The sequence below is a fragment of the Pseudomonas sp. zbq_18 genome (assembly GCF_043102245.1).
Lineage (GTDB): Bacteria > Pseudomonadota > Gammaproteobacteria > Pseudomonadales > Pseudomonadaceae > Aquipseudomonas.
In genome coordinates this window covers 181,285-201,061 of record NZ_JBICIT010000006.1, presented here as the reverse complement: position 1 = coordinate 201,061, position 19,777 = coordinate 181,285, and the positions used below count along the sequence as shown (strand labels likewise).

14 protein-coding genes are annotated in these 19,777 nt (G+C 63.2%); 5 read left to right on the top strand and 9 right to left on the bottom strand.

Going from position 1 to position 19,777, the window contains the following annotated elements; all coding sequences use genetic code 11:
• On the top strand, positions 1-312 hold a 312-nt coding region (locus ACF8C6_RS05395), incomplete at its 5' end, for a transposase (RefSeq protein WP_392497881.1).
• Positions 313-378: 66 nt separating this feature from the next.
• Here ACF8C6_RS05395 and ACF8C6_RS05390 read toward each other — a convergent pair.
• Together ACF8C6_RS05390 and ACF8C6_RS05385 are read right to left on the bottom strand one after the other, a co-directional pair.
• Positions 379-954, bottom strand: a complete 576-nt coding sequence (locus ACF8C6_RS05390) for a YceI family protein (protein WP_392498339.1) — start codon at positions 952-954, stop codon at positions 379-381.
• An 18-nt stretch (positions 955-972) separates the two neighbouring features.
• Positions 973-1,527, bottom strand: a complete 555-nt coding sequence (locus ACF8C6_RS05385; protein WP_277688216.1) for a cytochrome b — start codon at positions 1,525-1,527, stop codon at positions 973-975.
• A gap of 306 nt (positions 1,528-1,833) precedes the next feature.
• Between ACF8C6_RS05385 and ACF8C6_RS05380 the strand changes: the two genes are divergently transcribed.
• From ACF8C6_RS05380 to ACF8C6_RS05365, 4 genes are all read left to right on the top strand, one after another.
• Positions 1,834-3,240, top strand: a complete 1,407-nt coding sequence (locus tag ACF8C6_RS05380; RefSeq protein ID WP_392498338.1) for an adenosylmethionine--8-amino-7-oxononanoate transaminase — start codon at positions 1,834-1,836, stop codon at positions 3,238-3,240.
• A gap of 4 nt (positions 3,241-3,244) precedes the next feature.
• The gene (tmpT, locus tag ACF8C6_RS05375) at positions 3,245-3,889 is read left to right on the top strand and encodes a thiopurine S-methyltransferase (RefSeq protein ID WP_392498337.1); all 645 of its coding nucleotides are present in this window, start codon (positions 3,245-3,247) and stop codon (positions 3,887-3,889) included.
• Between the two features lie 61 nt (positions 3,890-3,950).
• Positions 3,951-4,670, top strand: a complete 720-nt coding sequence (locus ACF8C6_RS05370) for a 16S rRNA (uracil(1498)-N(3))-methyltransferase (RefSeq protein WP_392498336.1) — start codon at positions 3,951-3,953, stop codon at positions 4,668-4,670.
• A gap of 258 nt (positions 4,671-4,928) precedes the next feature.
• On the top strand, positions 4,929-6,419 hold the full coding sequence (locus ACF8C6_RS05365; RefSeq protein ID WP_392498335.1) for an alanine/glycine:cation symporter family protein: 1,491 nt from the start codon (positions 4,929-4,931) through the stop codon (positions 6,417-6,419).
• 343 nt (positions 6,420-6,762) lie between these two features.
• Here the strand turns inward: ACF8C6_RS05365 and ACF8C6_RS05360 are convergent, their stop codons facing one another.
• The 7 genes from ACF8C6_RS05360 to pilH all read right to left on the bottom strand — a co-directional run bounded on the left by ACF8C6_RS05360 (position 6,763) and on the right by pilH (position 19,775).
• On the bottom strand, positions 6,763-7,233 hold the full coding sequence (locus ACF8C6_RS05360) for a chemotaxis protein CheW (RefSeq protein WP_392498334.1): 471 nt from the start codon (positions 7,231-7,233) through the stop codon (positions 6,763-6,765).
• Between the two features lie 25 nt (positions 7,234-7,258).
• Positions 7,259-8,278, bottom strand: coding sequence for a chemotaxis protein CheB (locus ACF8C6_RS05355; RefSeq protein WP_392498333.1), 1,020 nt, complete (start codon positions 8,276-8,278; stop codon positions 7,259-7,261).
• Complete coding sequence (locus tag ACF8C6_RS05350; protein WP_392498332.1) at positions 8,271-15,740, bottom strand: Hpt domain-containing protein; 7,470 nt, start codon at positions 15,738-15,740, stop codon at positions 8,271-8,273. The genes ACF8C6_RS05355 and ACF8C6_RS05350 overlap by 8 nt, the downstream gene beginning before the upstream one ends.
• Before the next feature lie 22 nt (positions 15,741-15,762).
• The gene (locus tag ACF8C6_RS05345) at positions 15,763-16,626 is read right to left on the bottom strand and encodes a CheR family methyltransferase (protein WP_392498347.1); all 864 of its coding nucleotides are present in this window, start codon (positions 16,624-16,626) and stop codon (positions 15,763-15,765) included.
• A gap of 68 nt (positions 16,627-16,694) precedes the next feature.
• On the bottom strand, positions 16,695-18,737 hold the full coding sequence (locus ACF8C6_RS05340) for a methyl-accepting chemotaxis protein (protein WP_392498331.1): 2,043 nt from the start codon (positions 18,735-18,737) through the stop codon (positions 16,695-16,697).
• 86 nt (positions 18,738-18,823) lie between these two features.
• Positions 18,824-19,360, bottom strand: a complete 537-nt coding sequence (locus ACF8C6_RS05335; protein ID WP_341687937.1) for a chemotaxis protein CheW — start codon at positions 19,358-19,360, stop codon at positions 18,824-18,826.
• A gap of 49 nt (positions 19,361-19,409) precedes the next feature.
• Entirely contained in the window at positions 19,410-19,775 is a 366-nt protein-coding gene (pilH, locus tag ACF8C6_RS05330; protein WP_277688204.1) for a twitching motility response regulator PilH, read from the bottom strand.
• Between the last annotated feature and the right edge of the window lie 2 nt (positions 19,776-19,777).

The window sequence follows — 19,777 nt, the reverse complement described above, 5'->3', positions numbered from 1 at the left end:
ATGACCGTCTATTTGATGAAGGCCCAGCTCAAGACCCTGTGGACTTGCGGCAGTGCCTGGCAGTGGCGAACGGCTTGGCGGCAATGGCTAAGGCATGCCCAGGAAAGCCAGATCCCAGCACTGATGCAGTTTGCCAAACGCCTGAGCGGTTACTGGCGCGGCATCCTCAGCCGGGTGCGCTGGCCCATGCACACCGGTCAACTGGAAGGCATCAATAACCGCATCAAGGTGATCAAGCGCATGGCCTACGGCTACCGGGACAGCGAATTTTTCTTCATGAAGATTAAGGCGGCGTTCCCCGGTAATGCGTGAAGAACCTTTTTTATACCGCTGATCGCAGGCTGAGCGCGCCGACACCCGGCCGGCGCGCCACGCAGATTACTGACGCACGCCTTCCACGGAGAGGATCAGTTCGACTTCCTGGGAAGCCGGGCCGAGATCCTTCTGAATGTCGAAGTCCTTCAGCTTGAGCGTGGTGCTGCCTTCGAAACCAGCGCGGTAGCCGCCCCACGGGTCGCTGCCTTCACCGATGAACTTGGCAGCGATCACCACCGGCTTGGTCACACCGTTGAGGGTCAGGTTGCCGGTGATGTCGGCAGTGCCTTCGCCGGTGCTCTTGACCGAAGTGGACTCGAAGGTGGCGGTCGGGTGCTTGTCGACGTTGAGGAAATCGCCACTGCGCAGGTGCTTGTCACGCTCGGCGTGATTGGAGTCGACGCTGGCGGTGTTGATCTTGACGCTGACCTTGCTCGCTTCCGGCGCCTTGGCGTCGAAACTGAAGCTGCCATCAAAGTCCTTGAAGGTACCGTACAGCCAGCTGTAGCCCAGGTGGCTGATCTTGAAGTTGATGAAGGCGTGCTGGCCCTGCTTGTCGATGGCGTAGTCGGCGGCCATGGCCTGGCCAGCGAACAGAGCGGCGCCCAGGGTCAGGGCAGCGAGGGATTTCTTGAACATTAACAGTCTCCTTGTGGGTTACTTGCCGGTGCGACCAAACATGCGCACCAGGGTGGCGTCACGGTCAATGAAATGGTGTTTGAGGGCCGCCAGGGCATGCAGGCCGGCAAAGATCACCAGCGCCCAGGCGAGGTATTCGTGGACCAGACCGGCGACGTCAGCCTGGTCCGGAATGCTGGTCAGGGTCGCCGGAACCTCGAACAGGCCGAACACGGCGATGCCACGATCATCGGCAGTGGAAATCAGGTAGCCGCTGATCATCAACGCAAACAGCGCCAGGTAGAGAAAGGCATGCCCGGCCTTGGAGGCCAGACGAGTGACAGCACCGTGGTTGGCCGGCGCCGGCGGCGGCGGGCTGACGAAGCGCCAGACCAGACGCGCCAGCATCACGGCGAACAGGGTCAAACCAATACTCTTGTGCAGGTCGGGTGCGGTGCGATACCAGCTGCTGTAGTAGTCCAGCCCGACCATCCACAGCCCAAGGCCGAACAGGCCGAACACCGCCAGGGCCACCAACCAGTGCAGCAGGATGCTGATCAAGCCATAACGGGAGTTGGAGTTGCGCCACTGCATTGCATCGTTTCCGTACTGAGAGTTGGCCAAGCCTAGCGGCAAATGCATCGAATAAAAGCGGAATTTTTCGCTTCGAAATATCGAGTAACCAGATCTATTGACCGAGCCACCAGAAGCGACACCTTTGGGTCACGCCACCCCTGCTAGGTTCCCGGCGCGCCTCTGAGCGGCACTTTTAGGGGAATGAGTGGCGGGCAAGGGATGGGCCGAGCCATCGACACGCCATACGCCACGGGTACTGCGCAAACGGACGTGCCCACCGCAGCCTTCTGGTAGTCTCACTGGCCGTTGTCGAGGAGAGAGCCCATGAGCCAGAACACCGAGTGGATGCAGCGCGACCTTGCCGTGCTGTGGCACCCCTGCACTCAAATGAAGGATCACGAGCGTCTACCGCTGATCCCGATCAAGCGTGGCGACGGCGTATGGCTGGAAGACTTTGACGGCAAGCGCTACCTGGATGCGGTCAGCTCCTGGTGGGTCAACGTGTTCGGCCACGGCAACCCGCGCATCAACGCACGCATCAAGGAACAACTGGAAAGCCTGGAACACGTGATGCTGGCCGGCTTCACCCACGCGCCGGTAGTGGAGCTGTCCGAGCGCCTGGTGCAGATCACCCCGGCCGGGCTGAACAAGGTGTTCTACGCCGACAACGGCTCCTCCGGTATCGAGGTGGCGCTGAAGATGAGCCACCACTACTGGATCAACACCGGCAAACCGGAAAAGAAACGCTTCGTCACCCTGAGCAACAGCTACCACGGCGAGACCGTGGCGGCCATGTCGGTCGGTGACGTGGCGCTGTTCACCGACACCTACAAGGCGCTGCTGCTCGACACCCTCAAGGTGCCCAGCCCGGACTGCTACCTGCGCCCCGAAGGCATGGGCTGGGAAGAGCACTCGCGCACTATGTTCGCCGCCATGGAGCAGACCCTGGCCGAGCACGCCCATGAAGTGGCGGCAGTGATCGTCGAGCCGCTGATTCAGGGCGCCGGCGGCATGCGCATGTATCACCCGGTCTACCTCAAGCTGCTGCGCGAGGCCTGCGACCGTTATGGCGTGCACCTGATCCACGACGAGATCGCCGTCGGCTTCGGCCGCACCGGCACCATGTTCGCCTGCGAGCAGGCCGGCATTACCCCGGATTTCCTGATCTTGTCCAAGGCCCTCACCGGCGGCTACCTGCCGATGGCCGCGGTGCTCACCACCGACGAGGTGTACGCCGCCTTCTACGACGATTACGCCACCCTGCGCGCCTTCCTCCACTCGCACACCTATACCGGCAACCCCCTGGCCTGCGCCGCTGCGCTGGCGACCCTGGATATCTTCGAACAGGACAAGGTGATAGAGGCCAACAAGGCCCTCAGCGCGCGCATGGCCAGCGCCACTGCCCACCTGGCCGACCACCCGCATGTGGCCGAAGTGCGCCAGACCGGCATGGCCCTGGCCATCGAGATGGTCGCCGACAAGGCCAGCAAGACGGCCTACCCCTGGCAGGAGCGCCGCGGCCTGCGGGTTTACCAGCACGCGCTGAGCCGTGGTGCACTGCTGCGCCCGCTGGGCAGCGTGGTGTACTTCCTGCCGCCTTACGTGATCACTCCGGAGCAGATCGATTTTCTCGCCGAGGTGGCCAGCGAAGGCATCGACATCGCCACGCGCGAGTCGGTCAGCGTAGCGGTTGCCGAAAACCTCTACCCCAACCACCGCGATCCGGGTTGAAGCGATGGAGCACGACTTCTGGCACCAGCGCTGGGCGAACAACCAGATCGGCTTTCACGAGCCGGCCGCCAACCCGCTGCTGATCGAACACTTTGCCGCACTGGCCCTGGCCAAGGGCAGCCGGGTGCTGCTGCCACTGTGCGGCAAGACCCTGGACATCGCCTGGCTGCTGAAGGCCGGTTATCAGGTCGTGGGCGTGGAGTTGAGCGAGGTGGCGGTACAGCAGCTGTTCGCCGAACAGGGCAAGACGCCGCGAATCGACAGCCTGAGCACCACGCTGAAATGCTACGAAAGCGGCGACCTCAGGGTCTTCGTCGGCGATATCTTCGAACTGAGCGCGCAGCGGCTCGGCCCGGTCGACGCCATCTACGACCGCGCAGCGCTGGTGGCGCTGCCGCCCGGTATGCGCCCGGACTACGCCCGTCACCTGACCCAAATCAGCGCCCACGCCCCCCAACTGCTGATCAGCTTCGACTACGAGCAAAGCCTGCTGCCCGGGCCACCCTTCTCCGTACCGCTGGACGAACTGACGGAGCTGTATGGCGCGCACTACCGTCTGCAGCAGCGGGTCCGCCAGCCACTGAACGGCGGCCTCAAGGGGCAGTGCCCGGCGGACGAGGTGGTGTGGCTCCTGCAACCGACCGGATAAGCCATGCCAGATGCTCGACACAGGCTTAAACTAGCGACCTCCGTCCTTCGTGAATGACGCCATGCGCCTGTCCCGCTTCTTTATCGACGCCCCACTTTCCCTTGGCCAGCACGAGCTGCCCGAAGCCCAGGCCCACTATATCGGCCGCGTACTGCGACACGCCGTGGGTGACGCCGTGCAACTGTTCGACGGCAGCGGCCAGGAGTACCGGGGTGAGCTGATCGAGGTGGGCAAGAAGGCCGTGCGGGTGGAGTTACACGAACAACTCCCGGGGCAGGCCGAATCCCCGCTGCGCGTGCACCTGGGCCAGGGGCTGTCGCGCGGCGAACGGATGGACTGGGCGATCCAGAAAGCCACCGAACTGGGGGCGGCCGAGATCACTCCTATCGTGTCCGAACGCTGTGAAGTGCGCCTGAAAGACGAGCGTGCCGATAAGCGCCTGGCCCACTGGCGCCAGGTGGCGATCAGCGCCTGCGAACAGTGTGGTCGCTCGGTACTGCCGATCATCCACCCGCCGGCGCCCCTGAACGAGTGGCAGGCCAGCGTGCAGGCCGAGCTGAAACTGGTGCTGCACCCGGTGGCGGCGCCGCTGCAGAGCCACGCCAAGCCACAAACGCTGGCCTTTCTGATCGGCCCTGAGGGCGGCCTCAGCGACAGCGAAGTCGAGTTGGCCAAAGCGGCCGGCTTCCATAGCGCGAGGCTAGGCCCGCGCGTGCTGCGCACCGAAACCGCACCGGTGGTGGCACTGGCGGTGGCCCAACAGCTGTGGGGCGATTTTTAGACCCACTGTATCTGGTCAGGCCGCATTTCTGACCCGATCTGTCGCCTGGACGTAACAAGATGTGACTTGGATGAACGGAGCGAGCGTCCGCCTCTGGCATGCTCTGCAAGCCAACGGCGCGCCTTGTGGCCCACTCTCTCGGCGCGCATGTCCAGGCCGGTGCACACTCGCATCGACCTCTCTCCAATAACAATTCGCCAGGGTTCCATGCTTTCCCACAAGGAAGCTGCTGCAAACCCATGGCCTTAGGAGCACTAAATGAACGAACTAGTCTCGACACTGAACGGACTGGTCTGGAGCCCCGCACTGATCTATCTGTGCCTGGGTGTCGGCCTCTACTTCTCCTTGCGCGGCCGCTTTCTGCAGGTTCGCCACTTCAAAGAAATGATCAAGCTGATGCTCAGCGGCCGCTCCGACGAGCACGGCATCACCTCGTTCCAGGCCCTGACCATGACCCTCGCCGGCCGCGTCGGTACCGGCAACATCGCGGGTGTGGCCACTGCCATCACCTTCGGCGGTCCGGGGGCGGTGTTCTGGATGTGGATGGTGGCCTTCCTGGGCGCCAGCTCGGCATTCGTCGAATCCACCCTCGGCCAGGTGTACAAGGAAGACCTCGACGGCCAGTACCGTGGCGGCCCGGCCTTCTACATCGAGAAAGGCCTGGGCATCAAATGGTTCGCCTGGATCTTCGCCATCGTCACCATCTTCGCCACCGGCCTGCTGCTGCCGGGCGTACAGGCCAACTCCATCGCCTCCAGCGTGCAGACCGCCTTCGACATCGAACCGACCGTCACCGCCGCAGTCCTGGCGATCCTGATCGGCCTGATCATCTTCGGTGGCGTCAAGCGTATCGCCCACTTCACCCAGGTGGTGGTGCCGTTCATGGCGCTGGGCTACATCTTGGTCGCCCTGGTCGTGATCCTGCTGCACATCGAGCAGCTGCCTGGCGTTATCGCACTGATCCTGAAGAGTGCCTTCGGCCTGGAAGCCGGCTTCGGCGCCATCCTCGGCATGGCCATCATGTGGGGCGTGAAGCGCGGCGTGTACTCCAACGAAGCGGGTCAGGGCACCGGTCCGCACGCCTCCTCGGCCGCCGCCGTCAGCCATCCGGTCAAGCAGGGTCTGGTGCAGGGCTTCTCGGTGTACATCGACACCCTGTTCGTGTGCTCCGCCACCGCCTTCATGCTGCTGATCACCGGCCAGTACAACGTGCAGGCACCGGACGGTAGCGCGCTGTTCACCGGTATCGCCGGTGTCGCCGCAGGCCCTGGCTATGTGCAGACCGCCATGGAGAACATCATGCCGGGCTTCGGTAACGCCTTCGTCGCCATCGCCCTGTTCTTCTTCGCCTTCACCACCATCCTGGCCTACTACTACATCGCCGAAACGAACATCTCCTACATCAACCGCAAGATCCACCGTCCCTGGATGACCCTGCTGTTGAAGTTCGGCATCATCGCCGCGACCGTCTACGGCACCGTCAAGACCGCCGATCTGGCATGGAACCTCGGTGACCTGGGCGTGGGCCTGATGGCCTGGCTGAACATCATCGCCATCATCCTGCTGCACAAGATCGCCTACACCTGCCTGAAGGACTACGAGGCGCAGAAGAAGGAAGGCAAGGACCCGGTCTTCCACCCGGAGAAGCTCGGCATCAAGAACGCCGACTACTGGACCAGCTCCCAGGCCGAAACCAACCTGGCCAAGGAGCAGGCCGAGATCAAGGCCGAGCTGAAATCCCAGCGCTGATCGCCTCGATCTGACGAAAGCCCCGCCTTGGCGGGGCTTTTTGCTTCTGTTAGCCGTGCGAGTCGAGCTCGTGGCGGGCAGTGAGCCCAGGATGGATTGACGATCGTCCGGACGCACCACCACGCCCCCAGCGGCAGCGCGGGACAGACCAAACGTCCGCCAGTTTTGGCGTATAGCCCCACCGCCGCGCGCAGAGTCCGCTCGGATCGGTTAGGTGAATAAGGACAGTAGCAGCGCAATCAGCCAGTGACCGTGCTGGAGGCACGAGACAGCCCGCAGGCCGGTCGCGGCGGACACAACGCCAGAGGCTGCTCCAAGGCACTTCGCCAATGGATAGAGGAGGTCAGATCAGGCCGGCATCCGCCAGTTTTTGCTCCAGCCCAGCCAGGTCGGGGATCTTCACCACGGCTTCGCCCAGCTGCACAGCATCCAGCTCCAGAGGCTCCAACTCGGCGCTGGCGCGCACCAGGTTGTCCTCGACCTTCATCGAACGCGGAATACCCTGCACCAGCAGGGCGATGAACTTGACCTTGTCACGCCCCCCCATGGCATTGAGTACCGCGACCCGCGCACCGGGACCGATCTGTGCCTGGCCATTGGAGGCCGCCTCGAAGGACAGTAGCGGCAACTGCAGATCACGCCACGCCACCTGGCCGAGGAACCAGTCCGGCAGGCCAGGCGTGACCTGCGGGGCGCGGTAGGGAATCAGTTCTGCGACCGCCACGTTGGGTAGCAGCAAGGTGCGGTCGGCCAGCGGCACCAGCAGCGCGGTAAGGCTGCTGACGCTATTGTGCGGGGCGATATCTTGGCTCATGGGAATTTCCTGAAAGGGCTGTGAGTCAGGCGCACTGCTCGGCCAGATGATTGACCAGAGCCGCGGCCAGCTCGCGCGGTTCGCCGCTGAAACTGCTGTAACCACCTTCGCGCAGGCTGTCGGGCATGCTCGGGCAGGCGCAGCTGTCAGCCTTCTGCGTCCAGATCACACCGCCCTGGCGGCGCACATAAGCAGCAGCAGCGCTGCCATCACTGCCCATGCCGCTGAAGGCGATCACCCCACAATGGGCGCCGAACTGCTGAGCCAGGTTGAGCATCATCTGGTCGATGGACGGGCTGTAGGGCTCCGGCCAGGGGCGCTCGGTCAATTGCATCAGGCCGTCTTCGGCGAAGCCAAGCTCCTGGCTGATTGGAGCGACCACCACCTCGCCACACCGCACGGCATCGCCATGACGCACGGGATTCACATGCCATTGGCTATGACGGCCAACCGCCTGGGGTAAGGCGGCTTCGAAGGCCGCATCGATATGCTGGGCATAGACGAAACCGATCGGCAGGCCGCCGGGCAGCGCATCCAGAAAGGCCTTCACCGCCGCCGGGCCGCCGAGCGAAGCCGCCAACAGCCAGACCTGGCGCGCCGGCTCACCGGCGACCAGCGGGGTATCGGCCAGCGCCGCAGGAAGATCGACTCGACCGGGGCGCTGTGCCTCGGCCATCAGGGCCTCCAGACTAGGCCCGACGGCCTGAGTCGGATCACCCACCAGGCGTTTGAGCTTGCCGAACAGGCGGCGCTCCCAGCGCGGATAGTTCTCCGAATGGCGCTCCGGCGCATGGCCTTCGCCAAACAAGACGGGCGCACTGGCGTTTTCCAGCAGGCTGTCGACCAGGGGCGAGTCTTCCGACTGAGCCAGGTCGACCAGCCACAGGTCGGTCTCGCAGGCCGACAGCGCTTCCTCATCGAGGCGCGCCGGGTCACTGTTGAGCACTACCTGGTATCCGCTACCGGCCAGCGCCTGCTGCAGCACATGACGCTGCAGCGAGGTGTCGGCAATCACCGCAATACGAGCAGCAGATTTCTCAGTCATCGGCCTTGTCCTTGACCAGCTTCAGGATGTTGTCCAGCAGATCCGACTCCTGGTACGGCTTGCCCAGGTACTCGTTGACGCCAATGGCCATGGCCCGCTCGCGGTGTTTCTCGCCGGTACGCGAGGTGATCATGATGATCGGCAGGTCCTTCAGGTGTTCGTCATGGCGCACCAGAGTGGCCACCTCGAAACCGTCCATGCGCGGCATCTCGATGTCCAGCAGCATGATGTCCGGCTTGTGCTCCTGCAGCTGGGCAATGGCATCGACCCCGTCCTTGGCCGTCAGCACGTTCATACCGTTGCGCTCCAGCAGGCGACTGGTGACCTTGCGCACGGTGACCGAGTCGTCCACCACCATGACCAGAGTCGGCCGCGCCGCATCGTGCTCGAGCGTCTCCGGCGCCGGGCTGACCAGGCGCGGGGCCTGCTGCAGGCCGAGCAGATGGGCGTGACGCACACGGATCATCGCCAGCAGGTCGAGAATCACCACCACGCGGCCGTCACCGAGGATGGTCGCACCGGAAATGCCATGCACGCCGGCGAACTGCGGACCGAGGCTCTTCACCACGATTTCGCGCGAACCGGCCAGCACGTCCACCTGCACCGCCACGGCGTGCTCGCTGGAACGCACCAGGATCACCGGCAGCGGCAGACTCTGGCCCACCAGCTTGGGTTGCTGGCCGTTGTTCAGCAGGTCACCCAGGTACTTCAGTTCGTAGGCCTGGCCGGCATACTCGAAGCGCGGTGCATCCGGGCCGTAGTAAGCCTCCAGCTCATAGGGCGACACCCGCACGATACCTTCGATGGTGTTCAGCGGAATGGCATAGAGGTCTTCACCGGAGCGCACCATCAGCGCGCGGTTGACCGACACGGTGAACGGCAGGCGAATCAGGAAACGGGTGCCCTCGCCCAGGGTCGACTCGATGCTCATCGAGCCACCGAGCTGCTTGACCTCCGAATGCACCACATCCATGCCGACGCCACGCCCGGAGATCTGCGTGACCTTCTCGGCAGTGGAGAAACCGGCCTCCAAGATGAACTGCAGGATCTCGTGGTCGGTCAGGTCGCTGCCCTCGTCCATCAGACCACGCTCGATGGCCTTACGCTTGACCGCGTCGAGGCGAATACCACCACCGTCGTCGGCCAGGGTCAGGAGTATGTCGCCACCCTCGCGACCGAGGCTCAGGCGAATATTGCCCACGTCCGGCTTGCCGGCGGCACGGCGCTTCTCGGCCGATTCGATGCCATGGTCAACGGCGTTGCGCAGCATGTGCTCCAGCGGCGCAACAATGCGCTCCAGCACGGTACGGTCCATTTCGCCTTCGGCGTTGCCGACATGGAACTCGACCTGTTTGCCCAGCTCGCCTGCCACCTGGCGGACGATACGGCGCAGACGCGGCACCAGGCGGTCGAACGGCACCATGCGGGTGCGCATCAGGCCTTCCTGCAGCTCGGTGTTGACCCGCGCCTGCTGCAGCAGCAGGGTCTCGGCGTCGCGGTTACGCGTGGCCAGGGTTTCCTTGAGGTCGAGCAAGTCGGACGCGGACTCGAACAGGGCGCGCGAGAGCTGCTGCAACTGCGAGTGGCGGTCCATTTCCAGCGGGTCGAAGTCCTCGTATCCGGCACGCTCGGCCTCGGCCTGATAGCGACTGAGGATCTGCGCCTGGGTCTCGATGTCGAGGCGACGCAGCTGATCGCGTACCCGCTCGATGGTGGCTTCCATCTCGCCGAGGGTGAAGCCGAAGTCGCTGACCTGCTGCTCGACGCGACCGCGGAAGATCGAGGTCTCACCGGCCAGGTTGACCAGGCCTTCGAGCAGTTCCGCCGGCACCTTGACCAGTTCCTGCGGGGCACGCTGGCTGGCCGCCTTGGCCGCCGCCTCGGCCGCACGCTGAACGAACGGCAGCACCTTGGTCTGCTCTTGCGCCTGTGGCTGGCTGCTGGCGGCCACAATGGGCGTGTTCAGCGTGACCGGAGCGGGGACACTCGGGGTCGGCTCGATAACAGGGGCAACCTGCAAATCGGCCGCATGGCTGTCATCCAGGCGCCGACGCAGCTGATCAAGCTCCTTCTGCAGGCCTTCGAAGCCGGACTGCACATCGAGGAACAGGCTATCCGGCCAAGGCGCGCCTTGCTGTTGCGCCTCGGTCAGGTGTTGTTCGAGGTCGTGGCTGAGATCGCCCAGACGCTTCTGTCCGGCCAACCGGGCACCGCCCTTGAGGGTATGCAGAATGCGCAGCAGCTCGTCGATGGCGGCGCCATCTTCGCGATTGGCCTCCCAACGCCCAATGGCAGCCTCCATGGCCTCCAGCAGGTCATCACCTTCCTCCAGGAAGATGTCGAGAATTTCATCGTTGTCATCGCCTGCCGGCGTGGTCTCTTCCTGCGCCGGTTGCAGATGCACGCTGGTCGGCATGCTCAACTGCGCATCGGGATTGGCGCGCAGGCGCTTGATGGTGGCGATCAGGTCCAGGCCATCGGGAACGGCTCGGTTGTCGCGTACCGCGTCGAGCATCGACGACAGGCTGTCATGGCAGGTCTGCAGCACACCGAACAGGTCGCCATTGGCCTTCAGCCGGCCGTCGCCGACGCCTTCGTAGAGGAACTCCAGCTCGTGGGCCAGATCGCCAATCTCGCGGATCTCGGCCATCCGCGCACCGCCCTTGAGGGTGTGCAGATCACGCTGCAGGGCTTCCACTTCCAGGGTGTTGTCGACATCGCTCATCCAGCGCTGCAGGGCAGCGTTGGCGCTGTCCATGATGTCGAAGCCTTCTTCGAGGAAGATCTCCACCAGTTCCGGATCGCGGTCAACCACCGGAGTCTCCGCTACAGGCGGTTGAACCGACGCCAGGTTCGACTCGGTCACGGCCGATATGTCTTCGCTAACAGGCTCAGCCCCCAAAGCGGGCAGGGTTTCCTCGATATGCCACTGCTCGGCACTCAGGGCCGGCAGCTCTTCTGGCAGCTCTTCGACCGAAGCCTCAATTTCAGGCTCGATGTGCAGTTCCGGCAGCTCGTCGAGCTGCGGAGCGGAAAGCTCGGCCTCCGGCAACTCAGCCAGATCCATTTCCGGCGTCTCGTCATGTGCGGAGGCGTCGACTGGCCCGGCCTTGTCGTCCAGTGGTTCGGCGCCCAGGGCCGGTAACGTTTCCTCGATATGCCACTGCTCGGCACTCAGGGCCGGCAGCTCTTCTGGCAGCTCTTCGACCGGCGCCTCAATGTCAGGCTCGATGTGCAGTTCCGGCAGCTCGTCGAGCTGCGGAGCGGAAAGCTCGGCCTCAGCCAGGTCAGCCAGGTCCATTTCACTCGACGGTTCGTCCAGCACTGCAGGCGCCTGCGCGCTTACCTCGACAGGCGCGGCCAGGCTGCCGCCCTGGCGAAAGGAACGAATGGCGTCGATCAGCACGGAAGAGTCCGTCAGCGGCTGACCATGCTGCAGTTGCTCCAGCACCACAGCCAGACGGTCATGGCTCTGTTGCAACAGCCCCGCCAGTGGCTGTGAGTAGCTGAACCGGCGATCCACCAGACCTTCGTACAGTGACTCCAGCTCGTGGGCCAAATCGCCGATGGCGCGAATCTCGGCCATGCGCGCGCCGCCCTTGAGGGTATGCAGGTCACGCTGCAAGGACGATAGCGCCAGGGTATTGGCCGGGTCGGCCAGCCAGCGGTCGAGGGCCTGGCCGGCGCTGTCGAGAATATCGACGGCTTCTTCCAGGAAGATCTCCACCATTTCGGCATCGAGGTCTTCCGGCAAGGCTGCCGCAACCTCCTCGATCGGGGCTGCAAAAGCTTCGGTGGCGGCGGCAGGCACTTCATCAAGTTCGACGACTTCCAGGCCCGGCGTCTCACTGGCGAGCAGCGCCAGAGCAGCAGGGTCAAGCGCCTGCGCCAGCAGGTTGTGCAGGGCTGCTACACGTTCCGGCTGCGGGCTGACCTGCAGGGCCGCGGCGACCTGATCCATCATGCCGATCAGCGCCTCATGGGCGGCCTCGGCCTCGGTGAAGAAGCGCTCGCTGACAGCCAAACGGCCATCCAGCGCGGCCTGGTACAGGGCCAGCAGGGCCTGACACAGTTCATCGATCTGCGGCAGCTCGGCCATCTCGGCACCACGGCCAAGGGTGGTCAGCTCTTCCAGCAGGGCGCTGAGTTCCTGTTGTTCACTGGGATGCTCACGCCACTTGCGCAGCAGCTCATCGGCATCCAGCAGGATGTCCATGCCTTCGGCCAGGAAGATCGAAATCAACTGAGGGTCGCGTTGATCCTGCTCATCCAGGCGTGCGTTTTCTGCGCTGTCCAGACGGCTCTGGTGCAGCTTCTGCACGCGTTCCAGGAATTCCTCGGCACCGGGAATAGCGGCCAGAGGCCGGCTTTTCAGCTGTTCAAGACCCGCGCGGAACAGCTGCTCGGCATCGCGCAGCAACTCAGCCTCGGCCAGATCCATGTCGATCAGATTGGTCTTGAATTCCTTGACCAGCTTCTCCAGTGGCGTGGCGATCTCGGCGATCGGCAGGATGCCCGCCATGTGCGCACTGCCCTTGAGGGTATGCAGGGCACGCTGCAGGTTATCGGTAACCGGCTGGGGCAGCTCCTGGGCGCAGTCGGCGAGGAAGCCAACCAGGGTATCCAGGTGGGTTTCCGCCTCGTTACGGAAGATCTCCAGCAGCAGAGGGTCGAGGCCGTCCTCGTCCTCCTCGACAACGGCAAGCCCCGCCGCGTCCACAGTCTCGGGCTGATGTTCTTCGATCTGAGGAGCGGCGGCCGGGGCACTCGGCACCTGGCCACGCGCCAGAGCATGAGCAGTGGCGGCCAAGTAATCGACATCGTCACGCTGACGCTGGGCCTTGGCGGCGAATTCGTCGACCAACGCCGGCATCAGCTCGAGTACATCGGCGATGACCTGCTGCACCGGCTCGTTCGGCTGGATACTGCGATCCAGCACACGGTTGAGCATGTTCTCGATCGACCAGGCCAGCTCGCCGATGATCAACGCGCGCACCATGCGGCCACTGCCCTTGAGGGTGTGGAAGGCCCGCCGCACTTCGGTCAGAGCGTCCTTGTTGTCGGTATCGGCGCGCCATTGCGGCAGGTATTCGTTGATGGTCTCGAGAACCTCGCCGGCCTCCTCGATAAAGACCTCCAGCAGATCCTCGTCCACCGGTTCTTCATCGGCAGGCGGCGGCAGCAGGGTCGGCGGTACGTCCTGGGCCGGCGGGTTGATGGCCTGCACGGGCGCGGCCATCACCTCGGCCATGGTCAGCGGCTTTTCCGCCACCGCAAGCGGCTCGGGCTCAAATGGCGCACTGGGCAACTCGACCTCGGGCAGCTCGAGGTCGGCAATTTCCAACTCGTCCCAGCTGGTCGGCGTGCCGTCCAGGCCCAGCTCCTCAGCGGAATCGTCAACGAGGCTCGGTGACTCCTCGGTCTGAGTGGGCTGGATCTCTTCGTTCGATGAAAGCTCGTCGCCAACGTCCAGCTCAAGAGGCGCGTCCAGGCTCAGATCGATATGGGCGGCATCAGTCTCACCGGACTCGCCCAGACTCCAGTTATCGTCGGAAACCAGCAGCTCGCTGGTTTCTTCGTTCGCCAACTCGGCGAACTCGGTACTCAGCTCATCACCCGCTTCATCGGAAGATAGAAGCGGCAACTCGTCCGCCTCGGGCGCAAACTCAGCCAGCGGTTCGAATGCCACCTCTTCGGCGGCCAGTACTTCAATGTCTTGCAGCGGGTCGGCCAGCGGTGCCGGCACCTCCTCGACGCGATCAAGGATCGAGGGTTTGTCCTTGAGCGGATAGCCCAGGCTCTCCAGGCTTTCCTCGGCCACGTCGAGAATCAGATCGCCCTGACTCGCATGATCCTCTGCCAGACGCTCCAGGTAGTACTCGACGCTGGTAATGGCATCGGCCAGGGTGTCGAGGTTCTGCCAATTGGGAACGGCCTTGCGTACCAGCAGCTGCTCTTCGATATAGCGGGTACAGGCTTTCAGCAGGCTGGCGGCGCGAGTCAGCGGAATCATGGTCAGGCCACCACGGACCTGAGTCAGCAACTCGGGCACGCGCGCCAGGTGTTCGTGATTCCACTGCGAGGCGATGAACTCGATAATCGCGTCCTTGGCTTGCTCCAGGCCGGTACGCGCTTCCTTGATCACCAGCTGGTGAATCTGTGCCACATCGGTCGTCGGCAGATGGCTCTGTTCGCTCTGCGCATCGTCTGCGGGGCCGACCATGCCGGCCAGGGTCGCTTCGACATACAGCAGTGCACCGGCCACATCCATCAACACCGCATCGCTGGGCTCGCGCTGGCCCAGCGACAAGCCGTGCACGACATCAATCTGGTCGACAATGACTTTGCGCGGCTGGCCGAAGCCGAGCACGGCCAGCGTGTCGGCAATCTGCTTCAGCGGTGCCAGCAGGGCGTCGAGCTCAGCGACCTGCTTGCGGTCGCTGCGGACGAACAGGTCGAGACTGTCCTTGACCCGCACCAGCTCCTCACACAGCGCCCCCACCACAGAGCGCATGGCGTCGCGATCCGGGCCAGCCAGGCGCGCGCGCTCCTCGTCCACCGTGCTGCTATCGGGCAGCGCGTCCTCAAGGCGATAGCGCTCCTTGAGCGCACTGATGCGTGGCGACTGCGCAGGGGCTTTGGCCACATAGAACAACAGGTTCTTGGTCAGCTCGTCCGGAGCTGCCTGGTTGATACCATCAGCGCCATGTTCGACCAGGCGCTTGAGCTCCTTGTCGACCTGGCGCAGAAGGGTCCGTACCGAGGCACTGTTGACCACGCTGCCATTGGCCAGGCCTTCGACCATGCCGGACGCAATCTGCCAGAGAGAACCGAGCGGCGCCTCATGGCACAGGGTTTCCAGACGCGCAAAGACCCGCGCCATATAGCCCAGGTTGGTGGCCAGATCCTGGTTGCGGATCACGCCGACCAGGGCCATTTGCAACATCTGCCGCAGCTTGCGCAACAGCACCGGCAGGTCGTCGGTACGCAGCTTGTCCAGTGAGTCGTGTGGCAATGCCGGCAGGCGACCGGACAAATCCGGGGAGAACAGGCTGGTTTCCGACAGCAGATTTTCGCCACGGGCGGCGCGCAGGTCGTTGAGCAGCGGCAGCACGACCATCGGCAGATCGCGACGGGCGGTCTGGATACGATCCAGATAGGCCGGCAGCTGCAGAATGGCCTGCATCAGCACTTCCAGCGCTTCACCCTGGTTACCCACGCGCTCGTCGAGCAGGGCCTGAACCAGTTGCTCCATTTCCTCGGCAAGCAGGGCAGCCCCGTAGAACTCGACCATCTGCAGGGTACCGAGGACCTGGTGCACATAGGTCTGGCAGAAACGCAGACGAGTGCCGTCCTGCGGGTTCTCGACGAACGCCTCCAGGGCCTGGCGGGCCTGTTTCAGGGTTTCCGCGATTTCGCCTTTGACCCATTCCAGGGCGACATAGTCGTGCCGATCACCCATAACGACTCCAGTCATTCTTGTCTTAGCCCTTGCGGGTAAACGCCAGAACCCGCTCGTCAGCCACCGGCATCAAATCCGGGTGCTGCCAGCCAACCACTTCCCCCACACCCACCACCAGCAAGCCTCCTGGCGCCAGGCGTTCAGCCAGACGATTGAGGATTTCGCGGCGACGCCAGCGACGAAAGTAAATCAGCAGGTTCTGGCAAAAAATTACGTCCATGCCGGACTGTGGCGCCTTGGCCAGTTCCAGCACATTCAAACGGGCCACGCAGACTCGTGCGGCCAAATCCGGCACCACTTGGCACCGGCCATCCTCCCGGACGAGGAAGTAGCGCTCGCACAGGTCGGTATCCATCTGTTCCAGCTTGCGCGCCCCGTACACCGCTTCACGCGCCTTGTTCAACGCGCTGAGGCTGATATCGGTGCCGGTCACGCCAAACTGGCGGGCGCTCTCCAGTTCACGTAGCACCTCGGCAGCGCAGATGGCCATCGAGTACGGCTCTTCACCGCTGGAGCAACCCACGCTCCAAAGTGCCAGGGACTGGGCCTGTTCGTCCGTGACCAGGCGCGCACGCAGATAACGCTGCAGAACATCAAACGATGGGCGATGACGGAAGAAGCGCGTTTCCTGAACGGTCAGCCGATCCAGCAGGGTCGACCACTCCACGGCACCACGTGGACCGTCAGTCACCTGGCGGTAGTAGCTGGCGTAGTCGGCCACATCCAGTTCGCGCATGCGCGCGCTCAGATTGGTCTGCAGAAACGCCCGGCGCTGTTCATTGATCACTACGCCGGTACGCTCTTCCAACAGTGCCTGCCAATCACGGAACTCCGTCGGCGACATCTCGGCCAGGGGTTTCAACGCCCAAGCGCCGCTTGGCTGCATGCCATGCCCCTCGTTCATGCGCGAGTGCCCTGGGCGGTGCCCTTCTCAGGACACCGCACCTCCGTTGATCAGGCCTGGCCTTCCGGCAGGGTGAAGCCGGATACCGAACGACGCATCTCGCTGGCCATCTTGGCCAGGTTACCGATGCTCTTAGCGGTAGCGGTGGTACCTGCGGAGGTCTGCGAGGTGATCTCCTGAATCACGTTCATGGTGTTGGAGATATGGCCGGCCGAGGAGGCCTGCTGACGGGCGGCGTTGGAGATGTTCTGGATCAGGGCCGCGAGGGTCTTGGATACCTTCTCGATCTCCTCCAGGGCCACACCGGCGTCCTGCGCCAGACGGGCACCACGCACCACCTCGGAGGTGGTTTGTTCCATGGAGATTACCGCTTCGTTGGTGTCGGTCTGAATGGTCTTAACCAGCGCCTCGATCTGCTTGGTTGCAGCGGAGGAGCGTTCTGCGAGGCGCTGTACTTCGTCCGCTACCACGGCGAAGCCTCGACCGGCGTCACCGGCCATGGAGGCCTGGATCGCGGCGTTCAGTGCGAGGATGTTGGTCTGGTCGGCAATGTCGTTAATCAGGCTAACGATGTCACCGATCTCCTGGGACGACTCACCGAGACGCTTGATCCGCTTCGAGGTGTCCTGGATCTGCTCACGGATGTTATCCATGCCGGTGATGGTGTTATGTACGACTTCGTTGCCCTTGTTGGCGATAGCTACGGAACGTTCCGCTACCGCGGAGGATTCCGCGGCGTTCGCCGATACCTGGTCAATCGACACGGCCATTTCGTTGATCGCCGCGGAGGCACCGGCGATTTCCTGGGCCTGGTGCTCGGACGCTTCGGCCAGGTGCATCGCCGTGGCCTGGGTTTCCTGGGCAGCGGCCGATACCTGGACGGCGGTCGAGTTAATGGTCGCTACCAGGTCACGCAGCTGGTCGATGGAGTAGTTGATGGAGTCCGCGATGGCGCCGGTGAAGTCCTCGGTTACCGTCGCCGCTACCGTCAGGTCACCGTCCGCGAGGTCGGCGATTTCGTCGAGCAGTCGCAGAATCGCCGACTGGTTACGCTCGTTCTTCTCGGCGGTAGAGGCCAGACGGCGGTTGGTCTCGCGCACCATTACCAGGCCGATGAGGATGATCGCCGCCAGAGCGATGGCACCCAGCACATAACCGGCCAGAGTATTGAAGTAACGGCCGTCGGCCAGGTTCTCGAACTCGGAAGCCAGGCCGGAGGACTTGTCCAGCAGGGTCTGCGAGCCGGTAAAGATGGTGTTGGCGGACTCACGCACCTGGAACAGCTCAGGCGAAGTTTCGAGAATCTCGTCCACCGAACCGGATACGAACTGGAACAGCTCGGAAATTTCAGCCAGACGCTCCAGGGCATCCACGTCGGTCACCGCCGTGATTTCCATGGCGGTATTGCCTTCGATCATCGCCTTGAGTACGCGACCGAACAGGCTGGCATCACGACCGAACATGTCGGCGGCCTGTACCGAGTCATCGTCACCGGCCAGCACCTTGTTCACCGAGCCGAGGATACGTTCGGCCAGCAGCGACTGGCGCTGGGCCACGGACACCTGGGCGGCCGGCGCACCGCTCTGCAGCAGGATGTCGACCACTTCCTCGTACTCGACCTGCAGCTGCGGAATGGTTTCGGCCAGGGTGGCCGCAACCTGGTGCAGCGACAGAACGGTCTGCTCGCTGGCCAGAATGGCGTCGGCGTTCTGACGCAGGATATCCCAGTCCTTCTGCACCTCATCCATCTGCGGCTTGACCGACTCGGGTGCAGCCGGCAGGCCGCTGGCCTCGTTACCGGAAGTCAGGAAACCCCAGCGCTCCTCGAAGTCGCGACGCGCTTCCTTGAGCAGCGGGAAGGCTTCGGCCTTACCGGTTGCCGCTTCCGTAGCGTTCTTTGCAATACGCTGGGACAGTACGCGCAATTCACCCGCGTGACTGATGTATTCCTTGTCGTAGCCGGATTGGGTGTTGAGGTAGGCGAAGTTGGCGAACAACAACACAATGGAAATGATCAGGACCACGAAGAGTCCGGCGATCAGCGTGTTACTGCGCACACCTGCCAAGAGATTGCCTGCATCGATTTTTTTCATTTTTTGGCCCCCGCCTGGACCTACCGCACTACGGTTCCCATATAACGCCAAAGGGCCGACAACTGCCGACCCAACCGAAAAACTGTTTATACCGCCACGTCAAGAAAGCCCTGGTGCTGCGCCAACGCATGCGGGCTGAATACCAGCCAGGGACGCTCACGCTGGAAAACCCCATGAATGAACGGCTGAATCGCCGCTTCCAGCGGCGGCAGCTGCTCGGCAAACGCATCCACCGGAAAGTGCTGCATACCAAAGACTTCGTCGACCGTCAGGCCAGCGAAGACCTCGTTGTGATCGACCACAAGCACTCGGCGCTGTTTACGCAGCGGTGACAACTCACTGCCGAAGAAGCCACACAGATCCATCACTGGCAACAGCCGGCCGCGCACGTTGGCCACGCCCTTGACCCAATTCTTGACGCCTGGCAGCAGGGTGTAACGCGGCTCATGCAGCACTTCACCCACCTCCCCCATGGGAGCCACAAAGTAGCGATCGCCCATGCGAAAGCCGATGCCGCTCCAGGTCTGCACTGCCTGTTGCTGCGACGGCAAACCGGCCGCCAGCGTACGACAGCGCTGATCGAGAGCGACAAGAAGCTGGAAAGGAGATTGAGCGTCCGACATGCCGGCCTTGGTCTGTTCTTCTTATGTGGCTACGGACTGACGCGGCGTATCAGCCGGCCAGTACCGCATTGAGGGTTTTCATCAGGGTATCTTCATCCACCGGCTTGGTCAGGTAGTCGCGCGCGCCCTGACGCTTACCCCAGACCTTATCGGTTTCCTGATCCTTGGTGGTGACGATGATCACCGGGATATGACTGGTTTCGGCATCCTTGGTCAGCTGACGCGTGGCCTGGAAGCCATTGAGGCCCGGCATGACGATATCCATCAATACTGCATCAGGCTTCTCCTGACGCGCCAAGGCAACACCGTCGCCGCCATTTTCTGCCTTAAGCACCTGATGACCATGCTTCTCAAGCATGGCGGTCAGTTTGTACATCTCGGTAGGCGAGTCATCAACAATCAGAATACGAGCCATGA

Coding starts and splice junctions, on each gene's coding strand:
- tmpT (WP_392498337.1), top strand. CDS start 3,245: ATGGAGCACGACTTCTGGCACCAGCGCTGGGCGAACAACCAGATCGGC.
- ACF8C6_RS05345 (WP_392498347.1), bottom strand. CDS start 16,626: ATGCAGCCAAGCGGCGCTTGGGCGTTGAAACCCCTGGCCGAGATGTCG.
- ACF8C6_RS05385 (WP_277688216.1), bottom strand. CDS start 1,527: ATGCAGTGGCGCAACTCCAACTCCCGTTATGGCTTGATCAGCATCCTG.
- ACF8C6_RS05390 (WP_392498339.1), bottom strand. CDS start 954: ATGTTCAAGAAATCCCTCGCTGCCCTGACCCTGGGCGCCGCTCTGTTC.
- ACF8C6_RS05370 (WP_392498336.1), top strand. CDS start 3,951: ATGCGCCTGTCCCGCTTCTTTATCGACGCCCCACTTTCCCTTGGCCAG.
- ACF8C6_RS05335 (WP_341687937.1), bottom strand. CDS start 19,360: ATGTCGGACGCTCAATCTCCTTTCCAGCTTCTTGTCGCTCTCGATCAG.
- ACF8C6_RS05340 (WP_392498331.1), bottom strand. CDS start 18,737: ATGAAAAAAATCGATGCAGGCAATCTCTTGGCAGGTGTGCGCAGTAAC.
- pilH (WP_277688204.1), bottom strand. CDS start 19,775: ATGGCTCGTATTCTGATTGTTGATGACTCGCCTACCGAGATGTACAAA.
- ACF8C6_RS05360 (WP_392498334.1), bottom strand. CDS start 7,233: ATGAGCCAAGATATCGCCCCGCACAATAGCGTCAGCAGCCTTACCGCG.
- ACF8C6_RS05365 (WP_392498335.1), top strand. CDS start 4,929: ATGAACGAACTAGTCTCGACACTGAACGGACTGGTCTGGAGCCCCGCA.
- ACF8C6_RS05380 (WP_392498338.1), top strand. CDS start 1,834: ATGAGCCAGAACACCGAGTGGATGCAGCGCGACCTTGCCGTGCTGTGG.
- ACF8C6_RS05355 (WP_392498333.1), bottom strand. CDS start 8,278: ATGACTGAGAAATCTGCTGCTCGTATTGCGGTGATTGCCGACACCTCG.
- ACF8C6_RS05350 (WP_392498332.1), bottom strand. CDS start 15,740: ATGGGTGATCGGCACGACTATGTCGCCCTGGAATGGGTCAAAGGCGAA.